The organism is Chroococcidiopsis cubana SAG 39.79 (assembly GCF_003991895.1).
GTDB classification, from domain to species: Bacteria; Cyanobacteriota; Cyanobacteriia; order Cyanobacteriales; family Chroococcidiopsidaceae; genus Chroococcidiopsis; species Chroococcidiopsis thermalis.
In genome coordinates this window covers 1-1,742 of the sequence record NZ_RSCK01000231.1, presented here as the reverse complement: position 1 = coordinate 1,742, position 1,742 = coordinate 1, and the positions used below count along the sequence as shown (strand labels likewise).

General features: G+C 44.0%; 2 protein-coding genes. Both read right to left on the bottom strand.

Annotation, left to right across the window (positions count from 1 at the left end):
• Positions 1 to 370: 370 nt before the first annotated feature.
• Positions 371 to 766 carry a PadR family transcriptional regulator gene (locus DSM107010_RS37530; protein ID WP_127025391.1) on the bottom strand — a complete coding sequence of 132 codons (396 nt, stop codon included), beginning with the start codon at positions 764 to 766 and terminating at the stop codon, positions 371 to 373.
• 63 nt (positions 767 to 829) lie between these two features.
• Complete coding sequence (locus DSM107010_RS37525) at positions 830 to 1,243, bottom strand: cell division protein SepF (RefSeq protein WP_127025389.1); 414 nt, start codon at positions 1,241 to 1,243, stop codon at positions 830 to 832.
• Positions 1,244 to 1,742 lie beyond the last annotated feature (499 nt).

Genomic DNA, 1,742 nt, shown 5'->3' with positions numbered 1-1,742 from the left:
TACTTAAAAGCTTCAAAGCTCCTCACCTCTGGAAACAGCTTTTCATACCATTGACAGTATTCGTCTACAAATTTTACTGTCACTGCGGGTGGACGCGGCTCTACCATGCTCTATGTCTCTGTTTGGGCGTTTGTGTTTTATTATATGACCCCCAGAGTGATAAAACAGGGTTATGTCACTATGGGAGAAACCAACCTCTGAAAGCCTTTCAGCACTTCAATTTCAACTTTTTGGCTATAAATTTTGGTTACTGTTAGAAAACAAAGCTTCTAACCTTGACCAAATCAAGGTTACAAATCTGAACTTCGATTTTTGCTTTCCAAGAGTGACATAACAGGGTTATTGTCATCGGAGTAAGCTGCAACAACCACTACGATTGAGCTACTCGCTTTGGCGAGCGAATCTCACCACTAAGCCTTGTTTGCCGCTGCTGAGTGGTAAAGTAACGCCACAAAGCAGCTAGCTTTCGCGCTTCATCGTGCCATGCGGGGTTGAGCTGATAGATCCGTCGCGGTCGTCCGCGCCCTTTTCCTTTGCGCCAGCTACCGCAGATTGCTCCCTCTGATTCGAGAAATTCCAACGCTCCATATAGGATCGTGTCCGAGAGACGATAGTTGCCATATTCGCATTCAAGTTGTTGAATCATCCCGGTGCCACAAGACTCTCCCTGAATCAATACCGACAAGATGTAGCAAACTGCTTGCTCTCGACAAAGATAAATCGGTGGGGGATTGGTAAAAAAGTATCGGATGTCTTCAAGCTGCATTCATGATTCGCTCCTGTAACGAGAATCACCAGCTACGGTCTTGCCAACACAAAGTTCACGTTTCTACAACTCGACGGTGTCAACGACAGCCTTTGCTAAGCGAACGCCCTTAGGTGCGAATAGAAACAGTCCTGGTGCTAGGTGTTGTTGCTGCCCATCTATTGAGTAATTTGCTCCAGCCACAAAGTCGACTGTTCGTTGTGCTTGGATTGCATCCATTTGGGTCAGATTTAAGACTAGCAGATGACCCTGCCACAAGATTTGAACCGCTTGCGTTACTTGTTGAAACAACTCTAGCTGCATGACGACGACTTGCTGCCGCTGCTGCTCTAGTTGGAAGCCTTTCGTTTCGTTTGTAGTCAAGCTATCTGATGGCATGAGCTGCTGCCGCACTGCACTTAAAGCAGCAGTTCTCGGTTTTCTGCGGTTGGGTTCGGACAATTCATCTTCTAAGTACGATAAATGGTGCTGATACATGACCACGCTTGCCCGTCCTTATTTCTCGCTTGCGGTAGTTGACAAATTTCAGTACGAGTTCTATTTCTGTCACCTCTATACTCCAATCAAATGAAAATCCTGTCAATTAAGTGTCGATTTCATCATTTGTCAATTAGCTAAAGTTCGGGAAAATGCAGGAATTGAACTGCATTTTTATTAAGAAAGATGTTGGTTTATTAAAAGAGATTTCTTTTCTGCCAAACGTGCCTTGAGATACTGAAATTATTGCAGCTTTCTTTTGAGATCGGGCTTAGTTGCAAGTCACTTAAGTCGCTAGCATAACTTGAGCGAAAATGACTTTCCTCTAATTCACTTATTAATACTTGATTTGGTGTGAAGTAATGAGCCAAAACCTACTTGTTTGTCCCGTTCTAGCTGTTGTATCAATGTATCTAGTAGCTCTAATTGTGCTAGTTGGTAAAGCCCAAAGCTCAATTGGAGGGGTAAGATGCAACCGCTAAAACCGCTTGCTGATTTA